Source organism: Enterobacter genomosp. O (assembly GCF_001022965.1).
Lineage (GTDB): Bacteria > Pseudomonadota > Gammaproteobacteria > Enterobacterales > Enterobacteriaceae > Enterobacter > Enterobacter cloacae_L.
This window is the reverse complement of sequence record NZ_LECZ01000026.1, coordinates 1,006,226-1,022,755: the sequence shown is the minus strand read 5'-3', so window position 1 is coordinate 1,022,755 and position 16,530 is coordinate 1,006,226. Positions and strand designations below refer to the sequence as shown.

At 48.2% G+C, this 16,530-nt stretch carries 16 protein-coding genes and 5 pseudogenes; 6 read left to right on the top strand and 15 right to left on the bottom strand.

The annotated features are described in order from the left end of the window. The first annotated feature begins 204 nt into the window (after positions 1-204). Both ABR39_RS25075 and ABR39_RS18620 read left to right on the top strand, forming a co-directional pair. A pseudogene (locus ABR39_RS25075) lies at positions 205-444 on the top strand (DinI family protein). Positions 445-672: 228 nt separating this feature from the next. After that, positions 673-1,357, top strand: a pseudogene (locus ABR39_RS18620) (SOS response-associated peptidase). On the opposite strand, the gene ABR39_RS24355 reads toward ABR39_RS18620, so the two are convergent. From ABR39_RS24355 to ABR39_RS18595, 5 genes and pseudogenes are all read right to left on the bottom strand, one after another. Next, positions 1,350-2,405, bottom strand: coding sequence for a hypothetical protein (locus ABR39_RS24355; RefSeq protein WP_131701712.1), 1,056 nt, complete (start codon positions 2,403-2,405; stop codon positions 1,350-1,352). The pseudogene ABR39_RS18620 and the gene ABR39_RS24355 sit on opposite strands and share 8 nt — an antisense overlap. 60 nt (positions 2,406-2,465) lie before the next feature. Then, complete coding sequence (locus ABR39_RS18610) at positions 2,466-3,740, bottom strand: Y-family DNA polymerase (protein ID WP_047348123.1); 1,275 nt, start codon at positions 3,738-3,740, stop codon at positions 2,466-2,468. A 2-nt stretch (positions 3,741-3,742) separates the two neighbouring features. After that, positions 3,743-4,160: pseudogene (locus tag ABR39_RS18605) on the bottom strand (translesion error-prone DNA polymerase V autoproteolytic subunit). 229 nt (positions 4,161-4,389) lie between these two features. Next, positions 4,390-4,731, bottom strand: coding sequence for a tail fiber domain-containing protein (locus ABR39_RS26400; RefSeq protein WP_430748979.1), 342 nt, complete (start codon positions 4,729-4,731; stop codon positions 4,390-4,392). Positions 4,732-5,171: 440 nt separating this feature from the next. Next, positions 5,172-5,945, bottom strand: coding sequence for a hypothetical protein (locus tag ABR39_RS18595; RefSeq protein WP_240477083.1), 774 nt, complete (start codon positions 5,943-5,945; stop codon positions 5,172-5,174). Positions 5,946-6,019: 74 nt separating this feature from the next. On the opposite strand from ABR39_RS18595, the pseudogene ABR39_RS18590 reads away from it, so the two are divergent. Beyond that, positions 6,020-6,685 (top strand): annotated as a pseudogene (locus ABR39_RS18590) (site-specific integrase); the annotation flags it as partial. 31 nt (positions 6,686-6,716) lie between these two features. Here ABR39_RS18590 and ABR39_RS25070 read toward each other — a convergent pair. From ABR39_RS25070 to ABR39_RS18575, 4 genes and pseudogenes are all read right to left on the bottom strand, one after another. After that, a complete protein-coding gene (locus ABR39_RS25070) occupies positions 6,717-7,406 on the bottom strand; it encodes a DarT1-associated NADAR antitoxin family protein (RefSeq protein ID WP_072059260.1) in 690 nt (229 codons plus the stop codon). Between the two features lie 3 nt (positions 7,407-7,409). Then, positions 7,410-8,033 carry a DarT ssDNA thymidine ADP-ribosyltransferase family protein gene (locus ABR39_RS18585; RefSeq protein ID WP_047348121.1) on the bottom strand — a complete coding sequence of 208 codons (624 nt, stop codon included), beginning with the start codon at positions 8,031-8,033 and terminating at the stop codon, positions 7,410-7,412. Positions 8,034-8,575: 542 nt separating this feature from the next. Beyond that, positions 8,576-8,890: a DUF1493 family protein gene (locus ABR39_RS18580; protein WP_047348120.1), complete on the bottom strand. Its 315-nt coding sequence runs from the start codon at positions 8,888-8,890 to the stop codon at positions 8,576-8,578. After that, a pseudogene (locus ABR39_RS18575) lies at positions 8,890-9,337 on the bottom strand (STM2901 family protein). Before ABR39_RS18575 ends, ABR39_RS18580 begins: the two are co-directional and overlap by 1 nt. Before the next feature lie 295 nt (positions 9,338-9,632). On the opposite strand from ABR39_RS18575, the gene ABR39_RS18570 reads away from it, so the two are divergent. Then, positions 9,633-10,100, top strand: a complete 468-nt coding sequence (locus tag ABR39_RS18570; protein ID WP_052952204.1) for a hypothetical protein — start codon at positions 9,633-9,635, stop codon at positions 10,098-10,100. Between the two features lie 147 nt (positions 10,101-10,247). Here the strand turns inward: ABR39_RS18570 and ABR39_RS18565 are convergent, their stop codons facing one another. From ABR39_RS18565 to ABR39_RS18555, 3 genes are all read right to left on the bottom strand, one after another. Further along, positions 10,248-11,294 (bottom strand): bifunctional transcriptional activator/DNA repair enzyme AdaA, encoded by a 1,047-nt coding sequence (locus ABR39_RS18565; protein ID WP_047348118.1) that lies wholly within the window; start codon positions 11,292-11,294, stop codon positions 10,248-10,250. Continuing rightward, positions 11,278-12,054 (bottom strand): isocitrate lyase/PEP mutase family protein, encoded by a 777-nt coding sequence (locus ABR39_RS18560; RefSeq protein WP_047348117.1) that lies wholly within the window; start codon positions 12,052-12,054, stop codon positions 11,278-11,280. The genes ABR39_RS18565 and ABR39_RS18560 overlap by 17 nt, the downstream gene beginning before the upstream one ends. A gap of 125 nt (positions 12,055-12,179) precedes the next feature. Beyond that, the gene (locus ABR39_RS18555) at positions 12,180-12,977 is read right to left on the bottom strand and encodes a nucleotidyltransferase domain-containing protein (RefSeq protein WP_047348116.1); all 798 of its coding nucleotides are present in this window, start codon (positions 12,975-12,977) and stop codon (positions 12,180-12,182) included. A gap of 465 nt (positions 12,978-13,442) precedes the next feature. Between ABR39_RS18555 and ABR39_RS18550 the strand changes: the two genes are divergently transcribed. Together ABR39_RS18550 and ABR39_RS18545 are read left to right on the top strand one after the other, a co-directional pair. Then, the gene (locus ABR39_RS18550) at positions 13,443-13,799 is read left to right on the top strand and encodes a hypothetical protein (RefSeq protein ID WP_047348115.1); all 357 of its coding nucleotides are present in this window, start codon (positions 13,443-13,445) and stop codon (positions 13,797-13,799) included. Between the two features lie 200 nt (positions 13,800-13,999). Beyond that, positions 14,000-14,557 carry a YceI family protein gene (locus tag ABR39_RS18545; RefSeq protein WP_047348114.1) on the top strand — a complete coding sequence of 186 codons (558 nt, stop codon included), beginning with the start codon at positions 14,000-14,002 and terminating at the stop codon, positions 14,555-14,557. Here the strand turns inward: ABR39_RS18545 and ABR39_RS18540 are convergent. The 3 genes from ABR39_RS18540 to ABR39_RS18530 are packed head-to-tail and all read right to left on the bottom strand — an operon-like array spanning position 14,549 to position 16,402. Then, positions 14,549-15,340 carry an anti-sigma factor family protein gene (locus ABR39_RS18540; protein ID WP_047348113.1) on the bottom strand — a complete coding sequence of 264 codons (792 nt, stop codon included), beginning with the start codon at positions 15,338-15,340 and terminating at the stop codon, positions 14,549-14,551. The genes ABR39_RS18545 and ABR39_RS18540 overlap by 9 nt on opposite strands. Continuing rightward, positions 15,337-15,867 (bottom strand): RNA polymerase sigma factor, encoded by a 531-nt coding sequence (locus ABR39_RS18535; RefSeq protein ID WP_047348112.1) that lies wholly within the window; start codon positions 15,865-15,867, stop codon positions 15,337-15,339. The genes ABR39_RS18540 and ABR39_RS18535 overlap by 4 nt, the downstream gene beginning before the upstream one ends. A 7-nt stretch (positions 15,868-15,874) precedes the next feature. Beyond that, positions 15,875-16,402 (bottom strand): tetratricopeptide repeat protein, encoded by a 528-nt coding sequence (locus ABR39_RS18530; protein ID WP_047348111.1) that lies wholly within the window; start codon positions 16,400-16,402, stop codon positions 15,875-15,877. Positions 16,403-16,530 lie beyond the last annotated feature (128 nt).

Below are 16,530 nucleotides of genomic sequence, written 5' to 3'. Positions count from 1 at the left end.
CATTGAAAACCAGCCTCTTATGGCTGGTTTTTTTATTGATATTTTTATACGGGGAAACATTGGGGAAAAACTGGGGAATAATTGCCCGTACTTTCTGTTCAATCGGACGAAAAAATCCCATCCTTTAAATCGTTTTACTCGCCTTGATCCTGTATATTTTTACAGAAAAATATAACCTCCTCTAAACAGATTAAGGAGACTGTTATGTTTGTTGAGTTGGTTTACGATAAGCGAAATGTCCAAGGCTTGGATGGAGCCAGAGAAATTATTCTGGCTGAGCTAACGAGGTGAGTTCATCTCATATTCCCTGATGCTGAAGTGAAGGTTAAACCTATGCAGGCTAACGGATTGAATAGTGATGCCAGCAAAAGCGACCGTGAAAAGTTGAACCGTATGCTGGAGGAAATGTTTGAAGAGTCTGATATGTGGCTTACAAATGAATGAATTAACCTAATGTCATCACAGCAACCCCGGACCCACTACCGGGTCAGATTTTCTCTTTACACTATTTTCGAAACTTTGCGTAGATCCTTCCAGTTTCGCAATGCATCGCTTTACCATCTCACTGACTTCCTTCATTATGACCCTGTTTCAAAATCATAAAGTTTCGGTGCGCACCTGTTTTTTCTCCCTGCCTTATACTTTCAGTTATAACTTTGACTGGAGGTTTCTATGTGTGGACGCTTTTCTCAAGCACAAACCCGTGAAGAGTATCTGGCTTATCTCGTCGACGAAGGCGATCGTGACATCGCATATGACCCAGAGCCGATTGGACGGTACAACGTCGCGCCCGGCACTAAGGTTCTGCTGCTGAGCGAACGCGACGAGAAACTGCATCTTGATCCTGTCCTGTGGTCTTACGCGCCCGGGTGGTGGGATAAAGCACCATTGATAAACGCACGCGTCGAGACGGCTGCCACCAGCAGGATGTTCAAGCCTCTCTGGCAGCATGGCCGGGCAATCTGCTTTGCTGATGGATGGTTCTAGTGGAAGAAGGAAGTCGACAAGAAGCAGCCATATTTCATTCACCGGGCAGACGGTCAGCCCATCTTTATGGCAGCGATCGGCAGCACACCATTTGAGCGTGGAGACGATGCTAAAGGTTTTCTCATCGTGACGTCTGCAGCTGATAAAGGTCTGGTCGATATTCACGATCGCCGGCCACTGGTTCTGTCACCGGAAGCGGCTCGCGAGTGGATGCGTGAGGATATAGGCGGGAAAGAAGCTGAAGAGATAGCTGTCGTCGGCGCAGTGCCTGCCGACAAGTTTATATGGCACGCCAGTGTCACGTGCCATTGGTAATCCAAAAAATCAAAGTCAAAATTTGATAGGTCCTATCAATCATGATTCTAATTAGACTTTTCTTTATCTTTTTCTTCTTTTTTGTTTACTGCATTTATCAAATCAGAAATGCTAGAAATTGTGTCTTTAGCAAAAGATGCCTCTTTACTTTCAATAACCGACACGTCGGGCCATATCAAATCCTTACTTAATAACGCTATTGTTTTTTCATAAGAATTTCTAATATCACTTGCATTATCACCTTCCTTTGATTCAATTGAATAGACTATCAAAAACCTATCAAAGAAAGATTTTATTTTAAGCAAATAGACTGAATTATCAGTGAAGTTTTTGTATTGCTTTAAAAACCAAGCACTTAAAAACTCTATAAATAGAAATAAGAAAGAGCAAGATAATATCCCATACAAGTACTCTTTCCTAAATCCATAGTGTACAAACATAGCCTGCCAAATCAATATAGATAGCAAGTAATAACCAATACCGAACTTGGTGTACGATACACCTCGCTGAAGTAACAATGAAGCTTTTTCATCTGCGGCATTCGCTTTTTGCTCTAATGTTGTAATTGTTTGCTTTAAGATGCTCTCTACATTATCACGTTTTTCTTGCGTTCTGTTTTTGGCCCCTTTCAGTTTCACGGCTAATTCTGTAGTTATTTTTTTCAAATCAGCATATGATTTACCGTCAATTTTGCCATCGCTTGTAAATTCCGTATATTTATAATCAACATCCACGAAATCTTTTTTCTTGGAATTATTTGAAAGCGAAACGGTCCTTCTCAGTAAATAATAAGCGCCAAGAACCATCATTAATGCACCAAGCATTGATGGCCAATAATAACCGAAAAGAAATGAAAGTGAAACCCCTGCAATATTCGCATAAATAAAACCAGCGCCGCTATAAATCACTAATGTTGAAATGAAATACGCATCAAGTTTTTTTTTGCGTTTTGCTTGTGCTATTGACTCATCCAACTTTTCAACTTTAGATATATTTTCGTTTTTTAATTCATCACAACTTGAGCCCCCAATATCCTTCAACTCTTTATTCAAATCCGAAACTCCAGGCATCGAATTACTTTCATCCTTTAATGATTCACTCATTTTTTTCCCGATAATATAAGATAGAAGATTTTTAAATTATACCCGAACAAAAAGAAAAAATTAACGGATTTGTACCTTTAAAACATCTGATATCCGTGTGGTGTATCGCGGTGACAGCATCTCACGCTTCATCTGCCATTGCTGCTGAATGCCCTGCCCTGCGAAATACAGTGTCCCTCTGCCGTCCCTGGCATTGAGTTGATCCAGAACCTCCATCAGTTTATCACTACCAGCCCGCGGCGCGGTCTCATCGAACAGGTTGAGCTGGGCCACCCCCTGGCTGAAAAAATCCCCAAGCATGATTCCTGCCTTCTGGTACCGGTGGCCATCCTTCCAGATTTTGTCCAGGCACTTTACAGCTGCGTTAATGATGTCTCGGGAATCTTGTGTTGGGGTGAGAAGCTTCATTGACGCGCTATTACCGTAATACGGCTCGTTAAGCGCAAAGGGAGAGGTTTTCACGAATGCAGAAATAAAGCGGCAATACTGATGCTCACCACGAAGCTTTTCGGCGCCACGTGCCGCATAGCTGCAAATAGCCTGGCACATCTGTTCGTACTCGGTGACGCGTTCGCCAAATGACCGACTGCAGACAATTTCCTGCTTTGCCGGCGCAAACTCTTCCAGATCAAGACAAGGCTCGCCGCGCAACTCCCGGACCGTTCGCTCGAGTACTACGTTAAAGTGTTTACGGATAATCCACGTGCTCTGCTCCGAAAGGTCGAGGGCTGTTTTAATGCCCATTGCGTTGAGCTTTTTGCTAATGCGCCTGCCGACGCCCCATACATCCTCCACAGGCACAATAGCCAACAACCGACGCTGGCGATCGATATTGGACAAATCAACAACTCCGCCAGTCTGGCGCTGCCACTTCTTCGCTGCGTGATTAGCCAGCTTAGCGAGCGTTTTTGTCTGAGCGATGCCAACCCCTACTGTTAGGTGCGTCCGCTTCAGAACTGTATCGCGTATCTCTTTGCCGAACTCGGTAAGGTCACGACAGTTACGAACGCCCGTCAGGTCGCAAAAAGCTTCGTCGATGCTGTAAATTTCGACACGAGGACTCATTTCCTCAAGCGTCGTCATTACCCGATTCGACATATCTGCGTACAGCTCGTAGTTAATGCTGAAGCAAACAACACCAGCGCGCCGGAATAGCTCTTTTTGTTTGAAGAAAGGCTCTCCCATGGTAATTCCAGCCACTTTGGCCTCGGCGCTGCGCGCGATGACGCAGCCGTCATTATTCGAAAGAACAACCACTGGCCGGCCTCTCAAATCGGGCCGAAACACCGTCTCACATGATGCATAGAACGAATTCACATCACAGAGCGCAAACATATTCAGCTCGCCGATTTCACGATGAAAGTCACGACGCCGAAAACGTCCAGCGTATCTTCGCTGCCTACAATGATAGGGCTAGGCGCTGTTCATTGGGATGAGTTGGGCTGTCGGGCGTAGCTGCAGGCGTTTAACAGTAAATTCCCCCTCCACCGCGGCGATGACAATGTCACCGTGCTCAGCTGTGCGCGAGCTGTCCACCACCAGCAGATCACCATCGCTGATCCCGGCTTCGATCATTGAATCACCTGCGGCTTTGACGAAATAGGTGGAGCTCGGATGAGCGACAAGTAACTCATTGAGATCGATACGCTGTTCAACGTAATCAACTGCGGGGCTTGGGAAACCACACTGAACTAAGTCACTGAAAAGCGGGAGAGCGATAATTTCTCGCAGTTCTGTTGGCCTGATGAATTCCATTGCACACACCTCAAATGCTGTTTTTATATACAGTTGTTTTATTTGTCAGTGTCCTCAAGATACAGGCCCTATCGTCACTGCTTAAAGCTTCGCCGTTTCGTTTCTAAGTTTCTCTCTCGTTTCGAATTATCTCTTTTGTAAATTTTTCGATAATGGCAGAGTGTAAGCAGACCTGGGTGAGACAAAGCCAGTTGAGTACCTGCACGGGCTGCGGCTGAAAGCTAAGACTTCATGATTCCGCTATTTTTAGCTTAAGCTCCTGAAGCTCTTTCTGTGTTGTCTCCAGCTGTTTAATGACGTAGTTCAATGCCAGCACGGTATCAAGCATGATGACGTTGTTATCCAGTGCCAACGTATCATCAGCATCAACCCTGTTTCCTTCGCTATCAAACTTTGGCGCAGCAGGGACCAGCTTTACGTACTCCCTATCAATCTTCATGACGTCCTGAGCGATTACACCTCGGCGAACTCTCTCACGAGGGTCATCGTTGTAGACGTAAGTTGCTGGCAGGAATTTCCTGATATTCTCGTATGACTGATAACCATCATCATATTTAATATCGTGCTTCAGCGTAATGTCACAGTTAGGCTGCTTCTGGAAAATATAGTTACCGGAAAGATTTCCACCAGCGTTGGCGTATATATCACCGTTTGCTGTCGTGAATTGAAATATGCGTTGCCCGGCAGAACCACCATCCCCGAGTGTTGTTATTGCTACATCCGCCCACGAACTAGGCCCGGTAGCTATAGAACCAAGCCCTACTGTTGAAGAATATCCACCACTGCATTGACTATGCCATCGGGCAAAAGGAATAACCCCTGCATCATTATTAACGGATACGTTACCTCGGAAAAAAGAGATATTTCTTTGCCATGTGTTAATGTCTGACCATGAGCCACCATAACCAGCCCCATCAGCTCCACACGAAGATGATTTGAATCTCTCATCGGGGTAAAATAAAAATGAACCCGCCGTACCAGTTCCGCTATTAACATTTTACTGCGCTCTGTCTAAATTAGTCCCACTCCCCGAACGCCGCCAGGAGACCAGTTCCCGTTATACCAAGCCCCTCCCACAGCGTTTACATAACTTCCTACAGTCCCATCCCCTGTGATGTTGTATAGCTTAACAGCCTTATCACCACCTTCCTGCGTGGATACTCCCATACTATTGCCCTGAGTTACCATCAGACTGCCGGTAACATTTCCCCCTGTTTTTTTATCGACAGTATTCAACCGCGAATCATCCCCGGCCGCCACGGTTCCGGCAGCCGTTCCGACGTTCCTTGTGGCGCTCTTTCCCAAGACGAGGTTTGTGCGACTGCCTTCTGCCGTTGTTGCCCCGGTACCGCCCTGGTCAATCGGGAGAGCACCATTGGTACCTTTCTGAGCCAGTTTGCCGATGCTTGGGATAGTTACGGAGGTGCCGTTGATCGTAACGGTAATGTTCTGGTTGGCTGAGGTTGTGGCGAACGTCTCCCACGCGCCAATGTTCTCGTCATACTCTTTGATGAGCTGCGACATCGCCTGTGCCAGCCCGTCAACAGAGATATTGTCGGACACCAGGATTCCATACTTCTGACCACTCAGTGCCGGAGCGGCGGCAGGTGTAACCGTCATGGAGGTGGAGCTGTCCACGCTTGAAATCTGGAAAATTTGAACCGGGCTCGACATGAGGATAATCGTCTGGCCAGCGCGAACCTGGCTGGCCACAGCAGTCCAGTTTGTGCCGGTGCCGGTTGCGGTATTCCCGTTAATGGCGATGGTACCGATGTTATATAGCATTTGGCGCTCCATGAACTAATTGATCGTTAGGGACGATCAATAAATGAATATTGATTCGCACAAACGATCTGATTGATGGTGTTTTACAAATTAACCCCGTATCTCTGGTCACCGCTTCACAATACCGGAGCAAAGAGATTGAGACAGAAAATGATTACATTGTTGACCCACTAACCCCTGCTGAAGTAAATGCCCTTTTAACATCAGCTGGCAATAAGCAGTGGGAAAACTTATTCAGATTTGCGATTCATACGGGAATGCGTAGCTCTGAACTATGCGCACTTAGATGGAAGGATATCGATTTTATCCATAAAACTGCTCACGTTCAAAGCGCCAGTGTAGCTGGTATAACCAAGGGAACGAAAACCAAGGCTGGTACTAGAAAGGTCGAATTATCGAACGAAGCGATGCTTGCCTTGTCGAGCCAAAAGCCATTCTCGTATATGAAGGAGGCGACAGTGTTTGTAGATCCCAAAACGGGAAAAGCCTGGGCAAGTGCAGATGCTATAAGGAAGAAAGCATGGGTTCCTACTCTACGTAAAGCAGGAATCAGATATCGTAACCCATACCAGACACGACACACCTTCGCCACACGGCACATAAGTCAAGGCGCAAACCTATTCTGGCTAGCTACACAGATGGGGCACAAAGGTCCGGAAATGTTATTTCGACATTATGGTTCATATCTAAAAGAATATGATGGGAATACCTCGGCCAACTTAAGAGTAGGATTAATGTAAGATTAGACTAATGGCCTTTACAGGCCATTAGTCATATCAATACATTTTGCACTGTGTAATTCTCAACCCCATAATGTGATGCCAACACCGCAAGAAATTCACTTTGCGAAGATAAAACTTTTTCTAACATATTTCTTTTAACCAAAGAAACAAATAGAGCTGCAGTTCTTGCTTGACAATTAATAGATTTAGCTGGGTTAAATTCAATATCAGTGAAACCATCGAAATTTAAAAGATTCATAGCCAGATCTTTATTTTGATTGAGCGCACTCAAATACAGCCAATCATAAAAAGCTGTTCTAGGGATAAGTGGCCATATTGTATTGTAAAAATTAAAACTTACTAATCCTCCTGACTCCTTAAGTCTTATATCTTTTTTAGCTTCAATCGAAGTTTTATCTAATATATCAACAAAAGGCCCACCATTTTCAAAAACTTTACTTGCCTGAAATGCTGACTCAACAGAAAATTCTTTACCTAATTTTTTGGTTTTGATTCTGAGATTAAATGCACTAAGCTGCACTCCTCTTATATCTTCGGATTTACTCGATATTTCTAATAGAGAGTACAGTCCCAGACCACTAGCAGCTGAATGTAATGCCCTGATCGATTTTTGCTTTTGCGACTTAGACATCCCTGGGGACCAAGGAAAATCTACGTCTTTCGTAATTGACAAGACTTGTCCAGTGCTTGTAGGTATGAAAACAGGTCTAACGGCCATAACTTATCCTAAACAATAATGTCTCTGGGAGAAGAGCGTCTTACCATTAAGATTAGCATAGTAGCGTTGATTTGTCTGTGGATATTCCTCTTTAAATGGTTTATATGAATCTTTGTTAGGATGTATATATTTCACTATATATGATGGATCAATTTTTTCAAATACTAACACTTCAGCTTGAACATCTGTTGTATATTGATCCGTAAGATAATCTTCTCTCGTAGTCCCATATACTTCATTTGCAAATAAAGCGCTAAATGCTTCGGCTCCTTTCATTAACTCAAGATCATTGAGACGAACATTATTTGAAGCTGCATTCGTAGGATAAAATGCACAATCCTTATCCCAAAGAACTGAAGGGTCAATTTCCAATATAACCCAGTTCCCAGGCTTTAACATCCTACATTTATAGAACATTTTTGCATTAGGGAAACTTACTGACAAACATATCGCATCAAGATGCCCATCAATTCTTTCAGAATCATTGAAACTGTAGTCATCCCCTTCGGCATCAAGGTCTGAACGCGATAAAAGCCCACTCTCTATAATGGAGGCTAGATTATCAGTGTGTGTAAAATGAAATAACTTAGTAATATTCCGTTGTTGAACTATTTCCTGAATGGTCATTATAAACATCCATTTTAATTTAAAATTTAATATTACACGAATAACACAGATTTAAAGAATCCACAAAGGATACGTATGTGATCTACATCAAATAAAAATCAAATATTACAATCAGTTATATCAATACTGACGCGGGTTCAACTCCCGCCAGCTCCACCAAAATTCTCCATCGGTGATTACCAGAGTCATCCGATGAAGTCCTAAGAGCCCGCACGGCGCAAGCCCTGCGGGCTTTTTTGTGCCCTCAATTTGTCCCGCGAAGTCTGAAGGCAACTCATTAAATCCGAACCTCTATCCTGGAGTGTTCCCGCCGTGCGTCTACATAAAATCGTTCAGTTTATTATTGATGCTGAAGCGCTACACCTCCTCAGGCTAGCGAATGTAGCAACCGGCAGCCTGTTTCATTTCCTTTTTCACGTCAATAATCTCGCACAGCGTTTGCAGGCTCCAGCGGCCGTAGTCGTCACTCACAAAAATAACCTACCAGCCTATTATCAGCCCTAAAAAGGGCGGATATTGCCGCAGTTCATTTTACCTTCCTATTAAAAAAGCCAGCGACCAGCATTTGCCGAATCGATAAGCATGCTTACTGTTAACGGTTCGGGTGCATGATGATCTGTTCTAAGATAGCGAGGCAATATGGCATTTGGCAGGAAGCGAATCCCCTCATTTGGAAAATATCGATTAAAGACAAAGCCAGACATATCCACATCCAGACTTTCTGAATACTCCTCAAGAAAATCCGTCATATCTTCCGGGAGTACACTTTGTTTACCTGTACTTACAGAAGTATCGTCAGACATTTCCCAGAAGTGTTTTTTAATGAGTTCTCTGACGAGTGCTGCTTTGTCAGTCATTACCTTTCTCCTGGTCCAAGAATAAGCTGATAACGGTGGATAACGTTATGGGTGATCATGGCAAGGTTATAGGCCGTCAGTACGGCACCAACCCAAGGGAGCCATCTCCCGATGTATGCTCCTATACTGGTTGTGTATGCCCATTCGCCACGCAAAAGTTTTGCCCAGGTAATGGTTCTACGGCCCTGCTTAAAACGCTGTCGAATAAGCGTACGAAGCCCAAGAGAAAGCGGGCTTGTCCCCCTGGTTGCAGCACCAGCCCCCAGTTTCCCGCTGACAGGGATTACCGGCAAGCTGACTAACATGGAAGCAATTGCCAACAAATCAATCACATCACTAAACTGCTTTTTAAATTCATCCAGAATAAGCCAGTAAAGTAGCTCCTCTTTATCGACGCTCATTCCATCAAATGAAGTATGTTCCGTTTAACTGTTCGGTCGTATCCATAACCTTTCCCTGTTTAAGCTGGTGAACTAGATCCTAATACTGGCCTTTGGTATCGTCCAAAACATACTCCACAACGTTATCCTAAAGTTGAGTTTAGGAGATGTGAGTCATATTCCCGACCTGAGCAACGTTGCTTTTTTGGCTTCAATGGATTTCAGAAATTGCCCGGCAGCCTTATCATTCAATGAGGGGCTCCTACGCAAGTGGTGCTTCGGGCGCGGTTTGCAGTGGCTATTAGTGGCTTCGTCGGCGGCGCTCTTGCCGCATGGGAAATGGGACGTTTGTGGAATTGATTATGAAACAAATTAATTCAATATCATTGGTTAAAGTTCGCGAAGCTACCGATGTATCCCAGTATCAATCTGATGTTGTGCTCAATGGTAAAAGCACAGGCATTATTGTACCGGGACAAGTGCTTGAAGCCGCGGTCCAGGTTAATGAACCGCGTTACATCCTGTTTCTGACGGATGACATTATTTTCGAGGAATCCCTGACGATTGCCCTTATTGACATTCATGAAGGGCTTAAAGAAATTGTTCGTTTGGGAAATGAGTACTCGACAGGGAGTTTTGCGGATCTCCAGGTCACTGACGATAGCGTGGGCTTCAGGTTTATTGGGGATTATATCTGGACACTGAAAGTATCAGATTCACCTCGTCTGCGGCTTCCTTTTGCTTCCGATCCAAAAGGGGTTAAACGGGAGTCAGGTCTGAAAAAGTACATAACGATATCTGCCGCACCGGCGTCGGAAAACGTAAGCTGAAGTCACTATTTATCAGAATGAAAAGGCTTTCCGCTGAGCTAGATTAATGCTCCTGAGAAGTATCCAAACTCCGCGTCTGATAAAGTCCTGAAAGCCCGCTCAGTGCAAGCTCTGCGGGCTTTTTTGTACCCTCAAAATGTCCCACCATTAAACATTCTTCCTCTCATGCTCAATGAGCCATTCTTTTCGAGAAATCCCCCCTCCGTAACCCGTCATCGTGCCATCTTTTCCAATTATCCTGTGGCAGGGGATCACAATCGCAATTCGGTTTGCACCATTAGCAGCAGCGACGGCGCGCACAGCATTTGGCTTATTCAACCGTAGCGAAATGGCCTGATAGTGTGAAGTCTGTCCATAGGGAACGGCACGCAGCTCGTGCCAGACGGATTGTTGAAAATCACTGCCCGGAGCATCTATAGAGAGATCGAACTGTCGGCGGGTTCCGGCAAAATACTCGCTGATTTCTTTTACCGTCTGCCGGGTATGGCTGTTTTCTCCGGTGACTATTTTGGCGTTAAATAAACGCTGAATATCGCGAAATTCTGTTTCTAACATCCGGCGATCGGTAAACTCCAGCAGGCAGACTCCCCGCTCTGTTGCGCAGACAAACATCGGCCCAAGCGTGGTGGTAAACCGGTGAATGACAATCACCTGGGTTGTCTGAGTCGGCGCTGCGCCAGTAAGCCGCTTGTAGGTATAACCAAACCCGCTCAGGGATTCATAGCCATTGTCCAGCGCAACGTCAGTCGCCGCTCGTCCGCTTTTCAGCTCCTGCAGGGCAACGTTCACCCGCTGCATTCGCTGGAAGGCCTGAAAAGTGATGCCGTGATGTTGCAGAAACCAGCGTCTTACCCGCTCCGGACCGATCCCATGCTGACGAAGCTCCGCGTCCGTTACGCGGGATTTAATATCGCGCCTGACAAGCGCAAGCGCCTGTTCAACAAATAATGGCGCGCTGTGCGCATTTTCAGCAGGCCTGCAGACCTTACAGGGACGAAAGCCGGCCGCAAGGGCAGATTTGGCATCTTTATAAAATTCGACATTTTCACGTTTAGGCTTTCGTGCCCGGCATACTGAAATACAGAATACGCCCGTGGTTTTGACGCCAACAAAAAACACGCCAGTATATTCTGAAGCACGTTCAAGTAATGCCTGATACCAGATATCACACAAATTCTTATCGGTTATTTTCATCACCAAAAAGTCCTTCAAACGTCTGACGAGATCGGATCGCATGCATAACATCAGTCAGCGTTGACTGAATAGCTGAATGAACAAAATTGCCCATTGAAATACGGCTTACCCCGGCCCGTTTCAGCCTGTTGAACGACGGAAGTTCGGGCATACACATGACATTCAGAGGCAGATCCGTTGCCTCTGCAATGAGGCTGATGTCTTTCTCTGACGTCAGGCAGGGAACAAAAAGGCCGTCAGCACCTGCAGCTTTATAGCGCTGACCCCGTAATATTGTCTCCTGCAACGCGTCTTCATGCCCGAGCAGGTAAGTATCAGTCCGGATGTTCAGAAACAGGCTATGATTTTCGCTTCTCAGCACATCGCATACTGTTTTCAGGGTACAGGAAAAATCAAGGGCATCCTCAAGCTGACGCACCCCGTCTATGACTCTGCTGTCTTCAAGGTTAACGCCTGCTACGCCTGTCTGAGCAAGGTGCCTGAGATTGGCTGTTATCTCTTCGGCTGAATCACCATACCCAGCTTCCATGTCAACGCTCAATGGCAGGTTGCTGGCAGCCCGGATGCGGGTGACCATATAAAATAGCTCATCAAACGGCATTCCCTGCCCGTCTTCATATCCCAGTGTGGACGCGATTGCTGCGCTGGACGTACCCAGTGCCTGATAACCTGCCTCTTGCGCTGCGACAGCACTGGCGGCATCCCAGACGTTGGCGATAAGAAGGGGTTCATGCTGGTTGTGGAGGTCTGCAAAGTTCATATCCATATCCTCTCGATAGATTGAAAATGAATCTAAGCATTCCGTAAAACCGTCACAACCGAAATTCAGACGACCATTTTTCAGCAAACGTCGTCTGAACTCGGGGCGAACCAGACCAAAACCTTTCAGGTTTGGGTTTCGGCTTTCAGCATGGCAAGAATCGCCCAGCGTGCCGCATCGTCTGCGATATTTTCCGGCAACGCATCAGCCCGCAGATTGATATACGCGTCAACAGCCTTACTGATGGCCATGCTAACGGAGTCACGATCGTGCGTTGCCAGCGTGGAAGTCAGCAGGCCATCAGGATCAATGCAATGGAATTCAATGCGGCGAACACCACGTTGCGGAAGGTTTGCACGACGGAACAGCATAGGTCCCAGCACTTGCTCCCGGAAGAATGACAGCATGCCAATCGCTTCAAAAAGTTCGCCCCTTCCCAGCTTCACCACCGCATAATGAAGCCAGATCCAGGCTCGGGACTCAAACCACTCCGGCGTCATATCAGGCCAGCGAGGTTTAAATTTAGCCAGTTGTCGTTCCAGAGCCAGGTTATCACGGGTAAACAGCACTGCTGGCTCTTCAACGCGTTGAGTGAGCATGTCCAGGGTGACAAATTTCAGATCGACGTGAAGGAGTTCGGGGCCATACAGGCAGATAAGCAGACGCGGCTCTCCGACATGTTCTCCGTTGAAAGCATGGAGCAGATGGCCCAGCGTTCCGGCGAGCACAATACGCTGCGCCATGATGTCGTCATAGTAGAGAGGATCTACCACAACGACAAAATCGAGATCGGAGTATTTATCGAACCCGCCATGAACAAGCGAGCCGCCAGCGAGAAGAGAGTGAATCCGCGAGTCAGACTGAAACTTAAGCTTGAGTTGCTCTGCAAAACTTCTGTGTAAATCGGGTAACGTACTTAGCATACTTTTTCCTGTTCACAAAAAAGACAAAGCATTACAGAATATCGCGCAGGGTATAGGCAGGCCAGATATTTTTAATCTTCGATCGCTCCGCCACAATCATCACGTCCAGCCCTCACAGAGCGCATTCACCGTCTCGCCTGGGAATGTACTCTCTCCCTTTGACAAACATCAACGACACCGCCCCTCCCCCTATGCAGAATAAAAAAACACCACACAGCGCTACGGATTAGCCGCCCAACCCGGAAGGAACCCAAATATGTACAAACCCATAACCGTCATAATCTTCATTCTCCTGACCCTTGCCGCCCTCGCTGAAATAGGCTTTTTATCCTTTGGATAATCCTCAGGCGAAATTCTCCTCATCAGGGCACATTGATCTCATTACAGTTTTTTCCTAAAGCCATCCCGCTTCGCCTGTGCCATGCTGAACCACGCTCATAACCGATAACGTTAAATGAGGATATTATGAAAAAAACAATTATCGCATTATCTGCCGTTCTGCTGGCTTCCCCAGTATTTGCTGCGACCACACATGCAACTGACGATACCGTCGCGGCGGCGAACGCAAACGCCAACGAGGCAAAGCAAAAACTGCATGAAGAGCAGAACAAAGGTGAAGAGCTGAAGCTGAAACAGAAGCACGCTGCGGAAGGTAAAAGCGAAAGCTTTGGCAGCAAGGTCAGCGAAGATTCCCAGAAAGCCTGGCATAAAACCAAGCAAGGCACCGAGAAAGGGTGGGATGCCACCAAAGAAGGCGCAGAGAAAGGCTGGAACAAAACCAAAGAAGGTGCCAGCGAGCTGGAAAAGAAAGTCACTGAGTAATCCCTTCGAAAGGCCGCGCACGCGGCCTTTTTTATTCCCCACCGCTTTGCTTCCTGCCGTCTACACTTCTCACCAGGCTCATGCGATGCGGCTCCGCCTTCGCGCTCGCGATTAAAAGATGTCAAATCCTGACGCAGAAAAGCCGAATAGATCCAGGGGGTGACGCGTTTACTCCCTGCCCCCCTAAAAGAGATCCTGAAATGCTACGACGCCTGGTGATACTGCTGATTTTGGTTTGTCCGTGGGCGCTGGCCGCCCCGAAAAGCTACCTTATCGACACCGATAACACCGCCATTCGGCTATCGTGGCATGCCTTCGGCGGCATCCTTTCCTGGGCGACGTTCAGCGGCGTGACGGGGGCCGTGACGCTCAATCCGAATAACGACGTTGACGACCACATCCACGTCACCATTCCCGTGGCAACCCTGGTGGCCTCAAACAAGCTGCTCACCTGGCAGCTGAAAAGCGACATGTTTTTTGATTCTGAGCGCTACCCGACTATCGAGTTCATCAGCTCTCGCGTAGTCGACGTGGGTGCCGGGCGGTTCAGGGTGTTCGGCACGCTCACCGTACGCAACATTGCCCGCCCAGTGATCCTGGAGGCCGTCGTGAAAGACCCGCACGCGCAGGCTCTGACGCTTGATGCCACCACGGCGATATCACGCGCGTCCTATGGGATGGATAAGTTTGCCCTGGTCGTGGACGATCGTATTGCCATCGCCATTGCGATTCAGGCTCACGGCGTACCCTCATCCTGAGATCAGGCGCTGTAGCTGCTCCGCGCTTCCCCTCAGGTGAGGCTGCGGGTTGCGGCCAATCAGTACAAACTGATATCCCGCATCCTGCCACCACGCCAGGTTCATGCCGTGCCGCTGCTCCTGGCGCAGAGAGGCCGTCGTCTTCTCATCAACCGGGGAGATACAGAGCGCCAGCGGGCCGTAGTCGGCGCCGATCCACGCGATTTGCGCGATCGAGGTGGTTTCATAGCGCAGCATGCGCACCATTTTTAGCTCTGCCCCCTGCAGGACAAGCTGCGACATGTTCAGCTTCACGCCGATGTCCTGCGCTGCCCTTTCCAGCCCGCGCTGCAGGACAGGCGCCGCGCTGTCCATATCCAGCAGCGTCTCGACGCTGTAAAGGGACATATATTGCGCTTCGAGGTCGCGAATATGGGCGTTCTCATCGTCAGGGGCTGAAGCGGGCCGCAGCAGATATCCCAGCCCGGAACCGACCAGCAAAAAGCTGACCGAGGCCGCAATCAGCGACCGCCTGCTCACGCCAGCCGGCGTGGAGGCCTGTGGATCGGGAAGCGCCGCCAGACGCGCCTGCATCGCTCCGAGGGGAGCGTCATCCAGCAGGGAGGCAAACGCCCCGGCGTAATCCAGGCTGCTTTTCATCAGCTCGTCGGTTCGCCCGGCGAGGCGTTCGTCACGTTTCAACTGTTCTTCAAACTGCTGCGCGTCGGCGCGGCACATCTCGCCATCTATCCATGCAACGATAGCATCGTCGTTATAGGGCGGTGTAAAACGGTGCGAGTTCAAGAGCGTTTCTCCTTTACCGGAGGCAGTGCGTCGACGGACCTGGCAAGCGTTGCCCGCGCCGTCGCCAGTCGGCTCATCACGGTACCAATGGGCACCGCCAGGGTCTCCGCCGCCTCCTGGTAGGTAAAGCCTTCGACGTAAACCAAAAATACCGCGTTGCGCTGGGCTTCAGGGAGTGCGCCGACGCGCTGCATCACCTTCAGGTAATGCAGACGCGTTTCATCCTGTTCACGGGTGTCAGGGGCCAGAAGCTCGTCGCTTGCCACAAACCCCTGCCCCTGACGCACGTGCCGTGCCCGAAGCTCAGAGATCCAGATGGAGTGCAGGATCGCGAACAGCCACCTGTCGATGCGCGTGCCCGGCGTATACTGGCCGCTTCTTTCAAGCGCACGGACGCAGGTGGACTGAACCAGCTCTTCGGCGATATCCCTGTTTCGCGACAGCACCAGCCCATAGCGCCAGAGACGCGGCAGGTGTTCGGCTAACAGTTGGCGAACCTCACGGGTAGCGATGTGTTTTCCCTCCACGAGAAAATCAGGATTCCGGATGTCCGTTGATGGCGGCCTGAAGGTCACGGTACTCCTCGCAGGACTGGCCACAAATACCGGCAATCACCTTCAGCTGTTCTTTCGCGAGATCGGGCCGTCCTTTCACCATCCACGCTTCACCGAGATATTCCCGGGCTTTGGCATAATCCGGGGCGATAGCCAGCGCGCGCTGGTAGTAACCAATGCCTTCGTCCGTGCGGCCAAGCTTGCGGGTGGCGAACCCGCGATAGTTCCACGCTTCAGCCGTATTGCCATTTTTCAGCGAATCAAGCAGGTTCAGCGCCGCCTGGTACTCCCCTTTCTTCGCGAGATGGTACGCATAGTTGGTTTTGTCCTGGTCGCTGAGGCTGCTGCTCTTGTCCGGCACGCATTTCTGGGTTGCGCTGTCATACACCTGTCCGGAAGGACAGTCGGGCGTTTTGCTCTCGGTACTATTATCGCCCATGGCCAGCGCCAGCGGAGACAGCAGGGAAAAAATCAGCACCGAGATCAAACGAAGCGAGGTCGTGTTCATATAAAGCTCCAGGGTAAAAGGAAGTGACGTCAGTAAACGCCCGACTGATGATTTTTATTCGTTCTTCGGTGAAGTTTTTGCCAGGCCAAAATCATGCTTATGTCGTAACCGCATTGAAAATAAAACAG